The 657-nt window shown below is 50.4% G+C and carries 1 protein-coding gene; it reads left to right on the top strand.

Annotated features, from left to right (window positions below; all coding sequences use genetic code 11):
- Positions 1-111: 111 nt before the first annotated feature.
- The coding region (locus RE027_RS17980; RefSeq protein ID WP_368809663.1) for an MBL fold metallo-hydrolase at positions 112-657 on the top strand (546 nt) is incomplete at its 3' end.

Here is a 657-nt window from a genome sequence, read left to right as displayed (position 1 = left end):
GGACTATGATGAGAAAGTATTCTGATTAGAATGGTCGTCAATGAGTTCGCATTAAAATTATCCGCCAACAGTAAATATCCAGGCGGCGCAATTAATCTATGAGGCCATTCAATGAAATTAACCCTAATTGCTAAACATCTGGCGCTTGCCGGTGTGTTAACGTCGCTGTCGCTTTCCGCGTTTGCGGAAGTGCAGCCGCAGGATGCCACTGCCACAACCCGGCAGGCAAATAACGCCCTGTATAACAAATTACCGTTTGCCGATAAAACCGACTTTGAGAACGCCCATAAAGGTTTTATCGCCCCGCTGCCACAAAACATGATTAAAGGCGAGCAGGGGAACGTTATCTGGAACCCGGCGAAATATGATTTCGTGAAAGAGGGTGAAAAAGCCCCGGATACGGTAAACCCGAGCCTGTGGCGTCAGTCACAGCTGATCAACATTGGCGGGCTGTTTAAGGTCACCGACGGCGTGTATCAGATCCGCAATCTCGATCTCTCCAACATGACCATCATTGAAGGCGAGAAGGGCATCACCGTTATCGACCCGCTGTTAAGCGCTGAACCGGCGAAAGAAGCGCTGGATCTCTACTATGCAAACCGCGGCAAGAAACCGGTCGTCGCTGTGGTGATCACCCACAGTCACGTCGACCACTAC

The organism is Kocuria sabuli (genome assembly GCF_040981185.1).
Classification (GTDB): Bacteria; Actinomycetota; Actinomycetes; order Actinomycetales; family Micrococcaceae; genus Kocuria; species Kocuria sabuli.
This window is presented reverse-complemented; position numbering and strand designations above follow the sequence as displayed.